This window comes from Streptomyces sp. NPDC102360, from assembly GCF_044766085.1.
Classification (GTDB): domain Bacteria; phylum Actinomycetota; class Actinomycetes; order Streptomycetales; family Streptomycetaceae; genus Streptomyces.
Genome location: NZ_JBIWLG010000013.1, coordinates 81,300 through 98,020, shown reverse-complemented (window position 1 = coordinate 98,020; position 16,721 = coordinate 81,300). Strand labels below are relative to the sequence as shown.

At 71.1% G+C, this 16,721-nt stretch carries 16 protein-coding genes; 10 read left to right on the top strand and 6 right to left on the bottom strand.

Going from position 1 to position 16,721, the window contains the following annotated elements:
* Positions 1-141 precede the first annotated feature (141 nt).
* Positions 142-1,740 carry a GMC oxidoreductase gene (locus ACIRHA_RS35835; RefSeq protein ID WP_403854589.1) on the bottom strand — a complete coding sequence of 533 codons (1,599 nt, stop codon included), beginning with the start codon at positions 1,738-1,740 and terminating at the stop codon, positions 142-144.
* A gap of 158 nt (positions 1,741-1,898) precedes the next feature.
* On the opposite strand from ACIRHA_RS35835, the gene ACIRHA_RS35830 reads away from it, so the two are divergent.
* On the top strand, positions 1,899-2,546 hold the full coding sequence (locus ACIRHA_RS35830; RefSeq protein ID WP_403854586.1) for a TetR family transcriptional regulator: 648 nt from the start codon (positions 1,899-1,901) through the stop codon (positions 2,544-2,546).
* A gap of 17 nt (positions 2,547-2,563) precedes the next feature.
* Here the strand turns inward: ACIRHA_RS35830 and ACIRHA_RS35825 are convergent, their stop codons facing one another.
* Positions 2,564-3,880 (bottom strand): glycoside hydrolase family 125 protein, encoded by a 1,317-nt coding sequence (locus tag ACIRHA_RS35825; RefSeq protein WP_403854583.1) that lies wholly within the window; start codon positions 3,878-3,880, stop codon positions 2,564-2,566.
* Positions 3,881-3,998: 118 nt separating this feature from the next.
* Positions 3,999-4,586, bottom strand: coding sequence for a dihydrofolate reductase family protein (locus ACIRHA_RS35820; RefSeq protein ID WP_403854580.1), 588 nt, complete (start codon positions 4,584-4,586; stop codon positions 3,999-4,001).
* A 180-nt stretch (positions 4,587-4,766) separates the two neighbouring features.
* Here ACIRHA_RS35820 and ACIRHA_RS35815 point away from each other — a divergent pair, with 180 nt between their 5' ends.
* The 7 genes from ACIRHA_RS35815 to ACIRHA_RS35785 all read left to right on the top strand — a co-directional run bounded on the left by ACIRHA_RS35815 (position 4,767) and on the right by ACIRHA_RS35785 (position 11,215).
* Positions 4,767-5,972: a cytochrome P450 gene (locus tag ACIRHA_RS35815; RefSeq protein WP_403854577.1), complete on the top strand. Its 1,206-nt coding sequence runs from the start codon at positions 4,767-4,769 to the stop codon at positions 5,970-5,972.
* Between the two features lie 63 nt (positions 5,973-6,035).
* The gene (locus tag ACIRHA_RS35810) at positions 6,036-6,980 is read left to right on the top strand and encodes an alpha/beta hydrolase (protein ID WP_403854574.1); all 945 of its coding nucleotides are present in this window, start codon (positions 6,036-6,038) and stop codon (positions 6,978-6,980) included.
* Between the two features lie 3 nt (positions 6,981-6,983).
* Entirely contained in the window at positions 6,984-8,576 is a 1,593-nt protein-coding gene (locus tag ACIRHA_RS35805; protein ID WP_403854572.1) for a flavin-containing monooxygenase, read from the top strand.
* 130 nt (positions 8,577-8,706) lie between these two features.
* Positions 8,707-9,144, top strand: coding sequence for a VOC family protein (locus tag ACIRHA_RS35800; RefSeq protein ID WP_403854568.1), 438 nt, complete (start codon positions 8,707-8,709; stop codon positions 9,142-9,144).
* Between the two features lie 245 nt (positions 9,145-9,389).
* Entirely contained in the window at positions 9,390-10,019 is a 630-nt protein-coding gene (locus ACIRHA_RS35795) for a PepSY domain-containing protein (protein ID WP_403854565.1), read from the top strand.
* A gap of 153 nt (positions 10,020-10,172) precedes the next feature.
* Positions 10,173-10,757 carry a dihydrofolate reductase family protein gene (locus ACIRHA_RS35790; RefSeq protein ID WP_403854562.1) on the top strand — a complete coding sequence of 195 codons (585 nt, stop codon included), beginning with the start codon at positions 10,173-10,175 and terminating at the stop codon, positions 10,755-10,757.
* The gene (locus ACIRHA_RS35785; protein WP_403854559.1) at positions 10,754-11,215 is read left to right on the top strand and encodes a VOC family protein; all 462 of its coding nucleotides are present in this window, start codon (positions 10,754-10,756) and stop codon (positions 11,213-11,215) included. Before ACIRHA_RS35790 ends, ACIRHA_RS35785 begins: the two co-directional genes overlap by 4 nt.
* Here ACIRHA_RS35785 and ACIRHA_RS35780 read toward each other — a convergent pair.
* Both ACIRHA_RS35780 and ACIRHA_RS35775 read right to left on the bottom strand, forming a co-directional pair.
* On the bottom strand, positions 11,165-11,515 hold the full coding sequence (locus ACIRHA_RS35780) for an STAS domain-containing protein (RefSeq protein ID WP_403854556.1): 351 nt from the start codon (positions 11,513-11,515) through the stop codon (positions 11,165-11,167). The two genes, ACIRHA_RS35785 and ACIRHA_RS35780, sit on opposite strands and share 51 nt — an antisense overlap.
* Before the next feature lie 272 nt (positions 11,516-11,787).
* Complete coding sequence (locus tag ACIRHA_RS35775) at positions 11,788-13,350, bottom strand: AMP-binding protein (RefSeq protein ID WP_403854553.1); 1,563 nt, start codon at positions 13,348-13,350, stop codon at positions 11,788-11,790.
* 289 nt (positions 13,351-13,639) lie between these two features.
* On the opposite strand from ACIRHA_RS35775, the gene ACIRHA_RS35770 reads away from it, so the two are divergent.
* Together ACIRHA_RS35770 and gap are read left to right on the top strand one after the other, a co-directional pair.
* The gene (locus ACIRHA_RS35770) at positions 13,640-14,596 is read left to right on the top strand and encodes a GlxA family transcriptional regulator (RefSeq protein WP_403854550.1); all 957 of its coding nucleotides are present in this window, start codon (positions 13,640-13,642) and stop codon (positions 14,594-14,596) included.
* A 122-nt stretch (positions 14,597-14,718) separates the two neighbouring features.
* Positions 14,719-15,717 carry a type I glyceraldehyde-3-phosphate dehydrogenase gene (gene gap, locus ACIRHA_RS35765; protein WP_403854547.1) on the top strand — a complete coding sequence of 333 codons (999 nt, stop codon included), beginning with the start codon at positions 14,719-14,721 and terminating at the stop codon, positions 15,715-15,717.
* 6 nt (positions 15,718-15,723) lie between these two features.
* On the opposite strand, the gene ACIRHA_RS35760 is transcribed toward gap, so the two are convergent.
* A complete protein-coding gene (locus tag ACIRHA_RS35760) occupies positions 15,724-16,689 on the bottom strand; it encodes an L-threonylcarbamoyladenylate synthase (protein WP_403854950.1) in 966 nt (321 codons plus the stop codon).
* Positions 16,690-16,721: the final 32 nt, after the last annotated feature.

Genomic DNA, 16,721 nt, shown 5'->3' with positions numbered 1-16,721 from the left:
AGTTGTCCGGCCTGGGCCGGACAACCGGGACATGTTACGGCGTCCGGGGCGTGCGGCGCGGATCGTGCAGGTCAATCGGGACGCGGCGAACTCCCGAGAGGTGGTGCGCCGTTGCTTTCACGGCGCCGTGCGCCGGGGCGGTCAGATGACCGTGCCGACATCCTCGGCGGTGATGCCGTCCATGGCGCGCTCGGCCACCGCGGCGATGGTCATCGAGGGGTTGCAGGCGCCGGTGGTGCCGGGGATGAGCGCGCCGTCGAGGACGTACAGGCCGCGCTGCCCCTGGACGCGTCCCTCCAGGTCGCACACGGTGCCCATCGGCGCGCCGCCCAGCGGGTGCCAGGTGCTGTTGACCAGGGAGTTGGTGTCGATGAGGGTGCCGAGGCCCTGGGAGATCTCCGTGACCCGCCGGTGGATGGCGCGGTAGCTCGTGGCGTCGCCGTCCTTGGGCCAGTGCAGGGACACGGAGTCGGTGGTGGCGTTGTACCGGAGCCGGCCGCGGTCCGGGCTGACGCCGAAGCCGACCAGCATGGTGGTGCGGATGTCGAGGCCCAGGGGCGGCAGGGAGGCCTGGATGACGGTGTTCGCGGTGGCCGGGTCGGCCCAGTCCTTGGATCCGTAGACGACGGGGCCGCCCTGTTCGCCGCCGAAGTCCTCCTGGAGGCTGGTCCAGGCGTAGATACGGTCGCCGTTGGTCCCCCAGCCCTCGCCCAGGCCGTCGGGCAGGTCGGGGACGGCGCCGGTCGCGCCCGCGCGGACCAGGAGCTTGCTGGTGTTGACGCTGCCGGCCGCCATGATCAGGGCGCGGGTGGTGAGCACCTTCTGCTCCAGCACGGTGCCGGAGTCGTCGGTGCGGTCCACGTGCACCTCCCAGCGGCCGTCGGCGGCACGGGCCACGGAGGTGACGTTGTGGTGGGTGGCGACGGTGACCTTGCCGGTCGCCTCGGCCTGCTTCAAGTACGTCACGTCCACGGAGTGCTTGCCGCCGTTGTTGACGCCGAGCGCGCAGTCGCCGTTCGTGTACGAGGGCTTCATGTCGCCGCGCAATTCGGCCAGGGCGTAGTCCCAGTCGATCGGCATGGGGATCTTCTCCAGGCCGTATCCGGCCTTGCGGACCCGTTCACCGAAGATCCGCGACGCGTGGTACGTGGGCGAGTCGATCAGTTGGTCGGGGGCGGTGGCAGCCTTGAGCATGCGGGCGACGCGCGGATAGTGGACGCGGTCCATGCGCCGGTAGTCGAGGCCTTCGGGCAGCCAGGTGTTGAAGACGGATTCCGAGGGCTGGAGAGTCATGCCCTGGTAGACGAGCGAGCCGCCGCCGACACCGGCCGCGCACACGCTCAGGATGTTCTCCCCGAGCACCGGTTCGAGGAGGCCGGCGTAGGGCGCGAAGCCGAGCGGTGTGCCGATCAGGCGGGCGAGCGGGCGGACGGCTTCGGGCAGGGTGCCGTACCAGAGGGCCCGCTTGTCGAGCCCGGAGACGCGGGGGAAGGTCTCCGCGTTCGGGCCGGTCGGCCAGCGACGGCCGCGTTCGAGCACGGTCACCGGGACGCCGGCCTGCGCGAGCCGCAAAGCGGCGACGCCGCCGCCGAAGCCGGATCCGATGACGACGACACGGTGTTCCTCGCGGGTCAGACGTACGCGGGCGGGCGCCGCCGAGGCGGCCGTGGCGGGAAGGGCGGTCGCGGCGGTGAGGGCGGCGGCGCCGGTGAGCAGGGCGCGCCTGGTGGGGGAGGGCATGAGCGACTCCTTGACCAAGTGGGGGAGGCGAGTGGGGGAGGGAGGGGCACAGGGGAACAGGGCAGGCACCTGCCAACTCCCGGCGAGAGCAGGGTGGTTACTCGCCGGTCAGCTACCGCAGAGTAGAGTCGCGTGTCACTCAGTGACAAGATGGCGGCATGCGACAGATGCCATGGGAAGAGTGGCGGCAGGAGGAGTCGACGGTCGAGCGGCCGTCGCTCGCCGAACGCCGCAAGGCCGCGCTCCGGTTCGAGATCGCCTGCGAGGCGGTGCGCCTGTTCACCACCCAGGGCGTCACGGCCACGACGGGGGAGCAGATAGCGCGGGCGGTCGGCGTCTCCTCGCGCACGCTGTGGCGCCACTTCCCGACGAAGGAGAGCTGCGTGCTCCCGCTGCTCACGGCGGGACTCGACTTCGCCGTGACCCAACTGCGGTACTGGCCCGCGCGGATGAGTCTGCTGGACTTCTTCACAGAGACGCGCGGTACGGGCGATCTGCCGCAGGGCACGCCCACCATCCTCGCCCTGATCCGCATGACCTCGACCGAGCCCGCGCTGCGCGCCGTCTGGCTCCAGGCCCACGACGACGCGCTCCCCGTCCTCGGCCGCCTGCTCGCGGAACGCTCCGGCGGGGCCGCCGACGACCTGCGGGTGACGGTGCACGCGGCGACACTCAACGGCGCCCTCCGCGCGGCCGCGGAGGACTTCGCCCGCCGCTACGCGGACCAACCCGAGGCCTCGTACGACGAGTTCGCCGCATGCCTCGACGTGGCCCTGCGCGCGGCGTCGGAGGGGCTGCCGTACTAGTCGGAGGGGCTGCTGTACTAGGCGGACGCCACGTAGGACGTGTCCCACAGGTGGCGGGTGCCGAACCCGGCCAGATCCAGAGCCAGTTCCGCGTACATCGCGTTGGCCCAGGAGAACCAGTCGCGGGTGAACCTGTCCGGGTCGTCCTTGTGGAAGGACTCGTGCATCGCCCCGGTTCCGGCGTCGGTGTTGATCAGGGTGTGCAGCAACTGGAGCCGCTGCTCCGGGTCGTTGCTGGTCAGTCCCTCCACGGCGAGGGCGATGGGCCAGATGTAACCGTCAGGGGTGTGCGGGCTGCCCACCCCTTCGGCGGCCGTTCCGCGGTACCAGGTCGGGTTGGCGGGGGAGAGCACGAACGCGCGGGTGGCCAGGTACAGCGGATCCGCCGGCGAGACGTCGGCGACCAGCGGCAGGGACAGCAGGCTGGGCATGTTGGCGTCGTCCGCCAGGAGCGCGTTGCCGAGCCCGTCGACCTCGTAGGCGTAGATCGAGCCGTGGTCGGGGTGGTCGACGGTGCCGTGCTGCCGAGTGGCCGCGCGCAGCTCACCCGCCAATTCGGCTGCCTCGACCGCGAGTTCATGGTCCTGCACGTGTTGCGCCATCTTGGTGACGCCGTCGAGGGCCGCGGCGGCGCACAGGTTGGCGGGCACGTTGTAGCCGTAGGTGCACGCGTCGTCGCTGGGCCTGAACCCGCTCCAGGTCATCCCCGTCCCGGCGACGGGCGTTCCGCGTCCCTCGTTCCGCAGGGTGTCGGTCGGCGGGACGTCCGCCCGCACGAAGCGGTACTTGGAGAGGTGCTCGTGGTCCTGCTCCGTGCGCCATACGGAGACCGCGGCACGCGCCGCCTCCACCGCCTGCGCCAGATGGTCGGTGCGCCCGGTCGCCCGCCAGAAGCGGTGGGCCAGCAGGAGCGGGAAGGCGAGGGAGTCGACCTCGTACTTCTCCTCCCAGACCCAGGGGTCCTCGCACAGATCGTCCGCGTCGTGGGCCCGCCCGGAGGCCTCGGCGTTGAACGCGTTGGCGTACGGGTTGTGCGCGATCTGCCGGAACTGGCGGCGCAGCACGGCGAGGAGCAGGTCCTGCAGGGCCGTGTCGTCCTTCAGGAGGGCCAGGTAGGGCATCATCTGCGTCGTCGAGTCGCGCAGCCACATGGCGGGGATGTCGCCCGTCACGACGAAGGCGGTGCCGTCGGGCATCGGGCGGATGGTGCGGGCCAGCGTGTCGTCCAGGCAGCGCACCAGCGTCTGTCCGAAGCGGGGGTCGCCGAGCTCGTCGAGGCGGCGGACCGCCTGCTGGACGACCGGGTTGTGCTGGACGCTGGTGGGAAACGGCATCGTCGGCCTTTCGGTGGCGGGGCGATGCCAAACGTAGATCACGACCGTGGGGCGCGGAAGGGCGCGGCAGACATCGCGCACAAGCCGCGCCCCGCCGCCCGGGGGAGCCGACGACCTGCTACCGCCGGACGGGATACCGCAGGTGGAGGGCGCGGCGCCCCTGGACGACGGTCGGATCCTCGAGCAGGAGATGGCCGCGCGCCAGCTTCGCGAAGTAGGGGATCCCCTCGCCGAACAGCACCGGCACGAGGCTGACACACACCTCGTCCACGAGGCCGAGGTCGAGCGCCTGCTGGGTGATCGCCGCACTCGCGATCGTGACGTCCTTCTCGCCCGCGATCTCCTTGGCCCGGGAGATCGCCGCCTCGACTCCGTCGACGAACGTCGTGGTGGGCCACGTCGTCGCGGCGTCCTCGGGCGCGCGATGAGTCACCACGACGACAGGCGCGCCCACCGGGTGCTTGTCGCCCCAGCCGTGCGCGATGTCGAACAGGCGCCGGCCGGCGACGAGGGCTCCGCACTGGCCGGCCAGCTCCTCCAGCACCTGCGCGCCGGCGTCGTCGACCTGGAGGGTGACGGTCTCGTTCGGGTCGGGGACGTTCACGGCTCCCGCCTCGTACCACTCGAACAGCTCCCCGACCTCGTTCCGCGGGTTCGCGATGAACCCGTCGAGCGACATCGTCATGTGCGTGAACACCTTGGCCATCGTGCGTCTCCCCTCGTTCGGCGTCGTCCTGCCGCCGTCCCGGCCGCCTCGGCCGTCACGGGCATGGACCGCCCGCGCCCCTGAAACTCATCGGTATCCTGGCACCACGCCTCAATTTCGTGAAGTGTGGCTGCGTGGCCGTCTATTGACTGTGCGTCAGGAGTCGCTCACCGTGCCGCCATGACTATCGTCCAGCCGCCCGCCCGTTTCCTCCCCCGGGGCGCCGAGTCCTGGCGCGACCCCTACGCAATGTATGCGGCCCTGCGTGACCACGATCCGCTGCACCACGTCGAGGACGGCGACTATTGGGTGCTCTCCCGCTACGACGACGTCCTGGACGCGCTGCGCCGCCCCGAGGTGTTCTCGTCGGGCCAGGGGCTGACGGTGGTCCAGGACGACATGGCCGCGGCCGGTGTGGACATCGCGCCGCCGCTGGTCATGCTCGACCCGCCCGAGCACACGGAATTCCGCGGGCTGCTCACGAAGGGGTTCACCCCGCGCCGCGTCGAATCCGTGGCGGACGCGGTACGCGCCTTCGTGCGCACCCGGCTCGACGCGATCGCCGAGCGGGCCCCGGCGGGCGAACCGGTCGACATCGTCGCCGAACTGATGCGGCCGCTCCCGTGTTTCGTCGTCGCCCACTATCTGGGAGTCGACGAAGCCGACCGTCGGCGTTTCGCGGCGTGGACGCAGTCGATCGTGCAGGCGGGCGCCAACGGCCACGCCCTCGACGCACAGGAGGCGGTCGCCGGCCTCTTCGCATACTTCGCCGAACTGATCGAACGGCGCCGCGCCCACCCCGCCGACGACACCGTCTCCGACCTCGTCCGTGTCCTGGCCGACGACCCGCAGGCCGTGATCCGGATCCTCGGATTCGCCTTCACCATGATCGCGGGCGGCAACGACACGACCATCGGCCTCCTCACCACCGCAACCCAACTCCTCACCGAACAAGCCGGGTTACGGACCAGGATCGCCTCGGACCCGGACTCGATCGGGCCCTTCATCGAGGAAGCACTGCGTCTGTCGTCGCCGGTGCAGGGCCTGGCCCGCACCCTCACCGAGGACCTGACGCTGAATGGCAGAACCGCCCTGGCCGGGCGCAAGGTGCTGCTGCTCTACGGCTCCGCGAACCGCGACCCACGCGCCTTCGGTCCCCACGCGCACGAGGCCGACCTGGACCGCACGACCCCACAGCACCTGGCGTTCGGCTACGGCCCGCACCACTGCCTGGGCGCCGCGGCGGCCCGCCTCCAGGGCCGGATCGCCCTCACCGAACTCCTCGCCCGCTTCCCCGACTTCACGGTCGACGCGCCCGGCGGTACGTTCGCGGACGGCTGCTACGTACGGCGGTACGAGACGCTGCCGTTCGCGGCTGGTGGGTGAGGCGAGGCTGCCTACGCGTATCACCTCCGAGAAGACGAGCGGGATCGACGAGGGGACGGCCGTATGCCACTGGAACCGGTGACCCGGATGTTTCTGGCGGAACTGGCCGAGGCCGACGGCCCGGCGATGCACGAGTCCACGCCGGCCATCGCCCGGCTGCACGCCCCGATCCTCTCCGGTCTCAGCGGCCGGGGCCCGGAGGTCGGCGCGGTGCGGGACGTCAAGATCGAGGGCAGGGAGGGCGGCCGGTTCCGTACCCGGGTACTGCGTCCCGCCGGCGCCCCGCAGGCGGTCATCGTGTACTTCCACGGCGGCGGCTGGGTCGTCGGCGACATCGACTTGCAGTACGACCATGTGGGCCGCCGACTCGTGAACGCGACACAGGCGACCGTGGTGATGGTCAACTACCGCAAGGCGCCCGAGTACCCGTTCCCGACCGCCATCGAGGACAGCTGGGCCGGGCTGACGTGGGCAGCCGGGCATATGGCTGAACTCGCCCCGCAAGGTGTCCCGTTGCTCGTCGCCGGCGACAGCGCGGGCGGCAACATCGCCGCTGTGCTGACCCGTTGGGCGCGGGATCGCGGCGGACCCGTCATCGACTTCCAGGCCCTGGTCTACCCCGTCACCGACTGCGACCTGGACCGGCCCTCGTACGTCGCGCCGCAGAACCAACTCATGCTCGCCAGGGACACGATGGCCTGGTTCTGGGGTCACTATCTGCCTGATGAGCGGGCCCGCAGGCACCCGGACGCCTCTCCGCTGCGCGCCGACAGCCTCGCGGGCCTGCCTCCCGCGCTCGTGTACGTCGCCGAGTACGACCCGCTGCATGACGAGGGCGTCGCCTACGCGCACGCGCTGCGGGAGGCGGGCGTCCCGGTGGACCTCGAAGAGGCCGCGGGCCAGATGCACGCCTTCTTCCAGATGGCCGGCATCCTGCCGGGCTTCGACGACGGGCTGCGGCTGGTGGCCGAGCACATCAACAAGTTCGTCGCCGAAAGGAAGGTGTGAGCCATGGCCGACCACGACGTCATCGTCATCGGCGCCGGTTTCGCCGGCCTCTACCAGCTGCACCGGCTGCGCGCGCTCGGCTTCGACACCTGCGTCATCGAGGCCGGTGAGGACGTCGGCGGCACCTGGTACTGGAACCGCTACCCGGGGGCCCGCTGCGACATCGAGTCCGTCGAGTACTCCTACTCCTTCGACGCCGATCTCGAACAGGAGTGGGACTGGAGCGAACGCTATGCGGCCCAGCCGGAGATCCTCGCCTACGTCCGCCACGTGGCCGACCGCTTCGATCTGCGCAAGGACGTAGTCTTCAACTCCCGGGTCGAGGCGCTCGATTGGGACGAGGCGGCGCACCGCTGGACGGTCCGGGCCTCCGACGGCACACCCCGCACCGCCCAGTACGTCATCGCGGCCACCGGATGCCTGTCCGTGCCGTCCAGGCCCGACTTCGAGGGACTCGCGGACTTCGCGGGCCAAGTGTTGTGGACGTCCAACTGGCCCCACGAGGGCGCCGACCTGGCGGGCAAGCGCGTGGCCGTGATCGGCACCGGCTCCTCCGGGCTGCAGACCATCACCGCGATCGCCCCGCTGGTGGGCTCGCTCACCGTCTTCCAGCGCACCCCGTCCTACGCGGTGCCCGCCCACAACGGCCCCAACGCCGACCGCCTCGCCGAGGCGCGGACGCGCTACCCCGAGCGGCGCGAGGTGTCCCGCGTCTCCTCGAAGGGCTTCGACTGCGACGAGGAAGCGCAGGTGTTGCTGGTCGAGACCGAAGGGGCGGAAATCGCAGGGGAGTTGGACCGCCGCTGGGACATCGGCGGCCTGTGCTTCGGCAGCGGTTTCAGTGACCTGCTCAGGGACGCGGAGGCCAACGAGGCCGTCGCCGAGTACGTCCGCGCACGGATCCGCGAGAAGGTGAAGAGCCCCGAACTCGCCGAGCGGCTCACCCCACGCACGTACCCGATCGCGAGCAAAAGGATGTGCGTCGACACCGGCTACTTCGAGGTGTTCAACCAGGACAACGTCACCCTGGTCGACCTCACCGAGCGGCCGATCGCCCGGATGACCGAGCGCGGGATCCGCACCGAGGACGGGGGCGCGTACGACGTCGACGTCATCGTGATGGCGACCGGGTTCGACGCGATGACGGGCGCCCTGAACGCCATCGACATCAGGGGCGCCGGGGGCCGCTCACTGCGGGAGAAGTGGGAGCACGGCCCGCGCACCTATCTGGGCCTGATGTCGGCCGGCTTCCCCAACCTCTTCACGGTGACGGGACCCCAGAGCCCCTCCGTCCTCTCCAACATGATGACCTCGATCGAGCACCACGTGGACTGGATCACTCGCGCCCTCACGCACCTGCGCGAGCGCGGACTGCACCGCATGGAGGCCGACCCCGACGCCGAGGACAACTGGGTCAACACCACCAACGACCTCGCCCACCTCACGCTCATGCCACAGGCCGCGTCCTGGTACATGGGCGCCAACATCCCTGGCAAACAACGGGTGTTCATGCCCTTCATCGGCGGCGTCGGCCTCTACCGCGACCTCACCGACGGCATCGCGGTGAGCCACTACCACGGCTTCGAAGTGAGCTGACGGTGTTCCGCGGGAGAGGCGGGAGCGTGGCCGGCGCACCTGGCCGCCGACCGAATCCCCGGCACCGTCCTGCGCGCCGCGATACGCGTCACGCCCGCGCAGCAGGCGTCCGGCTCGTAGCATGCAGCGCATGGCCATCAAACTTGAGAACGTCGCCATCGCCGTTCGCGACCTCGAAGCAACGATCTCCTTCTTCACCGACCTCGGGCTCACGGTCCTCGGCCGGGACACGGTCAGCGGTGCATGGACCGACACCGCCGTCGGCCTGGACGGCAACCACGCCAAGATCGCGATGCTCCAGACGCCGGACGGGCACGGCCGCCTCGAACTCTTCGAGTACATCCACCCCGAAGCGATCGAGACGGAGCCCACCCTGCCCAACGAGATCGGCATGCACCGTGTCGCCTTCTCGGTCGACGACATCGACGAAGCCCTTGAGACGGCCGCCAGGCACGGGTGCCACCCGCTGCGCGGAGTGGCCACCTATGAGGACATCTACAAGCTCACGTACGTTCGTGGCCCCAGCGGCATCATCGTGATGTTCGCCGAGGAGCTGAAGAAGGGCTGACGGCGGATCGGGCCGGCCTCTCCGGGGTGTCGGGATGCCGAGCCCCGGAGAGGCTGCGACGATCGGCGAGCGTCCGCTTTGTGCCCGTTCGCGGAGTCGCCGTGAGGGCGGCGGACGTACGGGGTGACCTGGGCGCGGGAGCGGCACGGAGCTCCCCGGCCCACGCCACGAAAGGCCCACCCATGCACGCTGCTGTACCCGGGAAGCGGAGCAATCGAAGGACGCGGGGGCGTGCCCTCGGCGTCGTGTGCGCCGTCGCCGCCTCGCTCTCCCTGCTGAGCGCCTGCTCGTCGGACGACGGGGACGCCACCTCCTCGGGCGCCGAGGAAAGCGAGAGCGCCGCCCAGCAGGACCAGACCGGCGACGCGACCCCGACCGGCCGGCTGAACGACGACCAGGCCGAGCGCAAGAAGCTGCTCTCCGCGACGAAGGTCGACTGGGACAAGGCGGCACGCACCGCCGAGAAGGAGGTCTCCGGCAGCAAGCTCCTGGACATCGACCTCGACGACGACCAGCAGGGCAACCCGGAGTGGGACGCCGAGGTCGTCGCGTCGGACGGCACGAGCACCGACGTACGGATCGATGCCGTCACCGGCAAGGTGAGCGGCTCCACGAAGGACAACGACCAGGACGCGGACGACAAGAAGGAGAACACCGACAAGCTCGCCGCGGCCAAGATCACGGCGGCGAAGGCCGCCGGTACGGCCACGGACCGCAAGAAGGGCAAGGTCACCTCCGTCGCCCTCGACGACGCCGACGGCGGAGCCACGGTCTGGTCGGTCGACGTGGTCACACCTGCCACCTGGGACAAGACGTCGTTCGACATCGACGCGGCCAACGGCAAGGTCCTGAACGAGCACGTCGACCAGGACTGAATTCCCTCAGGTCCCGCACACGCTCGACCGGCTGCACGGACCGTTTCGGGGCGATGATTTTGTTCGCTGCGCGGAGTCTTCCCCTGTGACAATCCCGCCCCTGTGGAGCGGGTGGCGAAGCCTTTACGTGCCCTGGACGAGAGGGAGGCCAGCATGCGCACTCCGATTCGGCTGTACATGTCGATGTCGCTCGACGGCTGTATCGCCGGCCCTGACGATCGGCCGGGCCAGGAGCTCGGACGCGACGGCGGACGCCTCTTCAACTGGCTCGACGACCGGGAGTCCGACGGCCCCAGCGGACAGGTCTACCGGGAGGCGCTGGCGACCGGCGCGGTGATCTCCGGCCGCCGCACCTTCGAACTCGCCGGACGCTGGCAGGGCGACCACCATGACGGGGTGCCGATCTTCGTCCTCACCCACCACGTGGAGGACGGGGACGTGCCGCCGGGCCACGCGCGATTCGTCACCGACGTCGAGGACTGCGCCCGGCAGGCCCGCGCGGCCGCCGGCGACCGGCCGGTCATGGTCCATGGGGCGGGCGCGGCCCAGGCGCTCCTGCGGGCCGGGCATCTCGACGAGATGGAGATCCACCTGGTCCCGGTCCTCCTCGGGGACGGCCGACGACTGTTCGACCACCTCGGCGGTGACCACATCGAACTCGACCTCGTCCGACGTCTCGAGGACCGCGACGTCACGCACCTGCGCTACCGGGTGCGCCGACCCGAGGAGGCCGCGTGAGGACACTGTTCGTCTCCTACCGCGTCACCGACCTGGACCGCTCCGTCGATTTCTACACCGCCCTGGGCTACGTCGAGCTGGGCAGGGTCCAGGCCGGCGACACGGGCCACCTCGTGATCCTCAAGTTCCCCGGCGAACCGGCGGCCTCGCTCGAACTGGTCCATCGCCCCGCGGAAGGATCCGTCGACGTGGGCACCGGTTTCGACCACCTCGCGATCCAGGTGGACACACTGGCCGCCACCCGTGCACGGCTGACCGGTGCGGGCCTGGAGCCAGGGCCGATCGAGTACCCGGGCGGTCCCGAAGGGCCCAAGACGTCGTGGCTCACCGACCCGGACGGCTACCGGATCGAGCTGGTGGAGTGGCCGCCCGAAAGCCCCGACGGCATCACGGCCGAGACCTTCTCCTCAGCGGCCGGTGATGCCCGGCGGGGGAGGTTCGGGCGTGGCGAGCAGTAGGCCGGTGGTGCCGGAGATGTCCAGGACCCGGCGGACCGGCCTGCTCACGGCGATCAGGAGCAGGCTGCCTCCCTCGTCGGCGGCCAGCCGGTGGTGCCGCACGAGGAGGTTGATGCCGGTCGAGTCGGTGAAGGGCACGTCGGCGAAGTCGAGTTCGCAGCGGCGTGGGTGCAAAGGGGTCAGCGCGCGATCGAGGTCGGGCGCCGTGTTCAGGTCGAGTTCGCCGCGCGCGTGGAGGAGGACGAGGTCTCCGGCGTCGACGACGTGGATGTCGAAGACGGGTGAGGTCGGCGTGCTCATGGTCGTTGCTCCTCGGCCTACCCACTTGAGGTGCGTTGAGTGTTCCATGGAAGCACCGAGCGCACCGTCCTTGCACGCGAACGTGCGGAAGGCGGCCAAGGTTGCTCGCTGGTCATGCCTCTGGCATATGGAGAAGCAGGTCATCGGCAGCCAACAGACGCTCCTCGGCATGCCTTGGCATATTGAAGCGGCATGCGGGACGAGCGCGGAGAGGGCGGCACGCAAGGCAGAGGGCCCGGAGGCGGGAGAAGGCCGGCGTCCGGGCCGTCGGCTCACGCCCGGGAGGGCTGCTCTCGGCGGGCCCGTTCGCGCAGCGCGACCTTGTCGACCTTGCCCGCCGCGTTGTGCGGCAAAGCGTCGACCGGGACGAAGGCGCGCGGCACCTTGAAGTTGGCGAGCCGCTGCCGCGCCCAGCCGGTCAGCTCCGCCGTATCGATCCCGGCGCCGTCCGCCGCGACGCAGTACGCGACGCCCACCTCGCCGAGCCGCTCGTCCGGCGTGCCGACGACGGCCACGTCGGCGATGGCCGGATGGCCGCGCAGCGCCTGCTCGATCTCGGCCGGGTAGGCGTTGAACCCGCCGACCAGGAACACGTCCTTGAGCCGGTCGGTGATCGTCAGGAAGCCGCGCTCGTCGAGGCGTCCTACGTCCCCGGTGCGCAGCCAGCTCTCGGAGTCGAGCGTGGTGGCCGTGGCGTCCGGGTCGTCGAGGTATCCGCGCATCACCTGGTAGCCGCGGATCAGGACCTCGCCCTCGCCGTCGGCGAACCGGCCTGCCGAGGCGTCGATACGGATCTCGGTGCCGGGCATGGCGGGCCCGACCGTGTGCGCCAGGGTGTGCGCGCCCTCGTGGGGCGGGCAGATGGTGGCGAAGCCGTTCGTCTCGGTGAGCCCGTACGCGGTGAACACTGTGTGCGCGCCGAGTTCATGGATCTGCTCGATGAGCCTGGTGGGAATGTTGGACGCACCGGTGCCCGCCATACGCAGCGACGACAGGTCGTGGGCGGGCCGCCGCGGGTGCTTCAGCAGGGAGAGGAACACCGTCGGCGCGCCCGTGAGCACGGAGACACGGTCGCGTTCGATCCGCTCCAGGACCCGGGCCGCGTCGAACACCGGCTCCGGCAGCACCGTCGCCCCCGTCAACAGGCAGGCCACGAAGCCCGCCTTGTAGCCGAACGTGTGGAAGAACGGGTTGACCAGCAGATACCGGTCGCCGAACTGGAGGGTCACCGTTCGCGCCCAGTCCCGGGCGGCCCGCACCACCTGTCCGTGCTCGCCGATCACGCCCTTGGGGCGGCCCGTGGTGCCCGAGGTGAACAGCAGGTCGCTCGGTGCGTCCGGGGCCACGGCCGCCGACCGTTCCTCGCGTTCGAGGGTGGTGACCGCGTCGCCGGAGGCGAGGAACGCGGCCCACTCGCCGTCGTCGTGCAGGGCCACCACCCGTTCCAGGAAGGGCAGTTCGTGGCCGTCCGCGAGTTCGGCGCGGAAGTCGCGGCCCAGGAAGTCGTGCTCCGTCAGCAGCACACGGGCGCGTGCCCGGCGCAGGATGTCGGCGGCCTCCGCGGCGCGGTAACGGGTGTTGACCGGGACGAGGACGCCGCCCGCGGCGAGGGCGCCCAGCGCGGCGATCGCCCACCGATCGCTGTTGGACGCCCAGACCCCGACCGATTCGCCCGGCCGCAGCCTCTGCGCCAGCAGGGCCCGCGCGGCCCGGTCCACCTGCTCGCGCAGGGTGCGGAACGTCCAGCGGGCCCCTCGGAACGTGAGGGCCTCCGCGTCGCCGTGGGTGTCGGCAGCCCAGTCGGCGAGACGGGCCAAGGTGTGCGGGCCGCCCATGTGTTGTCGTCCTTCCGGTCGCCGTGGCAGTGCAGAGCATCAGACGGTCGGAGCGTGCCACGGGGGAGGGCACGGTCGTAGCGGCCGTTCCCGCTGACCGGGAACGGATCGGGCCCCAGATCCGCTGCGGCACCACCCCCACCGCCTTCGGCGTACAACCCGACGGCGTCGATGTCACCCTGCACACCACCACCGGCGACGATGTCCCGGGGCCCACCGAGCGGTCCGGCCACGCCGACGGCCCCGGCACGGGCACGACCTCGTGGCGACTCCCGCGTAACCTCCTCCTGTGTCAGCCTCCCGCCCGCACCGTGTCGCCGTCCTCGTGCTCCAGGGCGCGAAGCCGCTCGATGTCGGCATTCCCGCGCAGGTGTTCACGACCCGCGCGAGCATGCCGTACGAGGTACGGGTGTGCGGAGCGGCCCCCGGGCTCGTGACCGGCGGCGACGGCCTCGCGTACGCCGTGGCCCACGGCCTCGAAGCGCTGGAGTGGGCCGACATCGTCTTCGTCCCCGGCTACCGGTTCCCCGACCGTGAGGACCCGCCGCGGGCCGTCGTCGACGCACTGTTCGCCGCCCACGAGCGGGGCGCAAGGCTCGCCGCCATCTCGACCGGTGCCTTCGCGCTCGCCGCCACCGGATTGCTCGACGGCCGACGCGCCACGACGCACTGGCACTACACGCGCGCCCTCGCGGCCGGCTACCCCCTCGTCCAGGTCGACGAGAACGTGCTGTTCGTCGACGAGGGCAGCGTGCTCACCTCGGCCGGCGCCGCCTCCGGCATCGACCTGTGCCTGCACATCCTGCGCGGCGACCTCGGAGTGGCCGCCTCCAACCACGCCGCCCGCCGCCTGGTCGCCGCGCCCTACCGCAGCGGCGGCCAGGCCCAGTACGTGCCGCGCAGCGTCCCCGAACCGCTCGGTGAACGGTTCGCCGACACCCGCGAGTGGGCGCTGCACCGGCTCGGCGAACCCCTCACCCTCGACATACTGGCGCGACAGGCCGGGGTCTCCCCGCGCACCTTCTCCCGGCGCTTCGTCGACGAGACCGGCTGTACACCGATGCAGTGGGTGATGCGCGCCCGTATCGATCTGGCCCGCGAACTGCTCGAGCGTTCGCAGCGGAGCGTCGAACAGATCGCCGCCGACGTCGGGCTCGGCACGGGCGCGAATCTGCGGCTGCACTTCCAGCGCATCCTCGGCACCACACCGAGCGAGTACCGGCGCACCTTCACGCCCGGTGAGTGACACCCCCGAACACGGGCCGGCGGGATCCTTTTGGCGGCATCCTTTTGAAGCGTGGCGATTCCGCCACTGGCAGTGCCGCGGACCGCGAGCGAGCCTGGTGGTGAACGGAAGGGACACCATTCATGACTCGCATCGCCATCAACGGATTCGGCCGCATCGGCCGTAATGTGCTGCGCGCCCTGCTGGAGCGCGACAGCGACCTCGAGGTCGTCGCCGTCAACGACCTCACCGAGCCCGCCACGCTCGCCCGGCTGCTCGCCTTCGACAGCACGGCGGGCCGGCTCGGACGCCCGGTCACCGCCGAAGAGGACACCCTCGTCGTCGACGGCCGGCGGATCAAGGTGCTCGCCGAGCGCGAACCGGCGCAGCTGCCGTGGGCCGAACTCGGCGTCGACCTCGTCCTGGAGGCCACCGGCCGCTTCACCTCGGCCAAGGCGGCCCGCGCCCACCTCGACGCGGGCGCGAAGAAGGTACTCGTCAGCGCCCCGTCGGACGGCGCCGATGTCACGCTCGCGTACGGGGTCAACACCGAGGCCTACGACCCGGCCGTGCACACGATCGTCTCGAACGCCTCCTGCACCACCAACGCGCTCGCCCCGCTGGCCTCGGTACTCGACGAACTCGCCGGGATCGAGCACGGGTTCATGACGACGGTGCACGCCTACACGCAGGAGCAGAACCTGCAGGACGGCCCGCACCGCGACGCCCGCCGCGCCCGCGCCGCCGGGGTCAACATCGTGCCGACCACCACCGGCGCCGCCAAGGCGATCGGCCTGGTCCTGCCGAACCTCGAAGGCAAGCTGTCGGGCGACTCGATCCGCGTCCCCGTACCGGTGGGCTCGATCGTCGAACTCAACACGACCGTCGCCCGCGACGTGACACGCGACGAGGTGCTGGCCGCCTACCGCGCCGCGGCCGAGGGCCCGCTCGCCGGCATCATCGAGTACTCCGAGGACCCGCTCGTGTCCTCCGACATCGTCGGCAACCCCGCCTCGTCGATCTTCGATTCGGCCCTCACCCGCGTCGACGGCCGCCACATCAAGGTGGTCGCCTGGTACGACAACGAGTGGGGCTTCTCGAACCGCGTGATCGACACGCTCCAGCTCCTCGCCGCCGGCTGAGCGCCGCTACGCGGGCCGGGGCCCGGCCGCGCGGCGCAGCCGGTTGGCGATCGCGAGGCCCATGCCCTCCGGCGCCGGCAGCGACACGAGGATAAGGTCGCAGCCCTGCTGGTCGAGTTCGCGCAGATAGCCGTAGAGGCCGCGCGCATAGGCGTCCAGCGACGCGGGGACGGCGACCACGGCGTGCGCCTGCACCGGAGCGTCGGCGAGGGCGGACGGCACGAACACGCCCACCCGGTGGCCGAGTTCGTGTGCGCGGCCCGTCTCCGCGACGATCTCTTCGGGCTCCACGAGGACGACGCGCGCGTTCGGCGCGTAGTGCGAGGGATGCTGACCCGGCACGCGCACCTCGCTGGTGGAAGGGACGTCGAGGGGGCGCCCCAGCGCCTCTTCGAGCTCCTCGCGCGTGACTCCGCCGGGCCGCAGAATGCTCAGCGACTCGCTCGTGGCGTCGACGATGGTCGACTCGACGCCGACCTCGCAGGGACCGCCGTCGAGCACGAAGTCCACGCCGTCACCGAGTTCGGAGCGCACGTGCTCGGCGGTGGTGGGGCTGACCGAGCCGAACCGGTTGGCGGACGGGGCCGCGATGCCGCCGCCGAAGGCGTTCAGCAGCTCCAGCGCGACGGGGTGGTCGGGCACGCGCAGGGCCACCGTCTCCAGCCCGCCGGTGGTGTCGAGCGGCACCCGCCCACCGCGCCGCAGGACCAGCGTGAGGGGCCCCGGCCAGAAGCGCTCCGCGAGCAGGCGCGCCGCCTCGGGCACTTCCTCGGCCCAGTCGGCCAGGTGCTCGGCGCCGCCGATGTGGACGATCAGCGGATGGTTGGGCGGCCGACCCTTGGTCTGGAAGATGCGTGCGACGGCGGCGGGGTCCTCGGCGTCGGCGCCCAGGCCGTATACGGTTTCGGTCGGGAGGGCGACGAGGCCGCCGCCGCGCAGCACACCGACCGCCTTTTCGATGTCGATGTCGATGTCGCGGACGGGTGCCGTCACCCTCGCGTTGT

Coding starts and splice junctions, on each gene's coding strand:
- ACIRHA_RS35825 (WP_403854583.1), bottom strand. CDS start 3,880: ATGCCGTTTCCCACCAGCGTCCAGCACAACCCGGTCGTCCAGCAGGCG.
- ACIRHA_RS35780 (WP_403854556.1), bottom strand. CDS start 11,515: ATGAGCACGCCGACCTCACCCGTCTTCGACATCCACGTCGTCGACGCC.
- ACIRHA_RS35790 (WP_403854562.1), top strand. CDS start 10,173: ATGCGCACTCCGATTCGGCTGTACATGTCGATGTCGCTCGACGGCTGT.
- ACIRHA_RS35775 (WP_403854553.1), bottom strand. CDS start 13,350: ATGGGCGGCCCGCACACCTTGGCCCGTCTCGCCGACTGGGCTGCCGAC.
- ACIRHA_RS35835 (WP_403854589.1), bottom strand. CDS start 1,740: ATGCCCTCCCCCACCAGGCGCGCCCTGCTCACCGGCGCCGCCGCCCTC.
- ACIRHA_RS35800 (WP_403854568.1), top strand. CDS start 8,707: ATGGCCATCAAACTTGAGAACGTCGCCATCGCCGTTCGCGACCTCGAA.
- ACIRHA_RS35815 (WP_403854577.1), top strand. CDS start 4,767: ATGACTATCGTCCAGCCGCCCGCCCGTTTCCTCCCCCGGGGCGCCGAG.
- ACIRHA_RS35805 (WP_403854572.1), top strand. CDS start 6,984: ATGGCCGACCACGACGTCATCGTCATCGGCGCCGGTTTCGCCGGCCTC.
- ACIRHA_RS35810 (WP_403854574.1), top strand. CDS start 6,036: ATGCCACTGGAACCGGTGACCCGGATGTTTCTGGCGGAACTGGCCGAG.
- ACIRHA_RS35820 (WP_403854580.1), bottom strand. CDS start 4,586: ATGGCCAAGGTGTTCACGCACATGACGATGTCGCTCGACGGGTTCATC.
- ACIRHA_RS35830 (WP_403854586.1), top strand. CDS start 1,899: ATGCGACAGATGCCATGGGAAGAGTGGCGGCAGGAGGAGTCGACGGTC.
- gap (WP_403854547.1), top strand. CDS start 14,719: ATGACTCGCATCGCCATCAACGGATTCGGCCGCATCGGCCGTAATGTG.